1 protein-coding gene is annotated in these 222 nt (G+C 48.6%); it reads right to left on the reverse strand.

Features of this window, described 5'->3' with window-relative positions; translation table 11 throughout:
• Positions 1-222: IS66 family transposase (locus ACT3RM_RS18335; protein ID WP_444511574.1), on the reverse strand; the 222-nt coding region annotated here is incomplete at both ends.

Here is a 222-nt window from a genome sequence, read left to right on the forward strand (position 1 = left end):
TGGCTAACCTCATTGCTGCGATAAACCCACATGTAGGAATTGCTGCTAGGATTGTCACCTTCATCTAAGACTTGTGTACGGGTTTCATCGGCACATAAACTGTGCTCATTAAGCAAGTGACGTTGCATGGCTGCCACTAAGGGGCTGATTAGCAGGCCCGCTTTAATACACCAATTAGCTAATGTTCCGCGCGATAGTTCAAGGCCGCCACGGCCCAGTATT

Source organism: Pseudoalteromonas sp. AOP7-A1-14, assembly GCF_052376275.1.
Classification (GTDB): domain Bacteria; phylum Pseudomonadota; class Gammaproteobacteria; order Enterobacterales; family Alteromonadaceae; genus Pseudoalteromonas.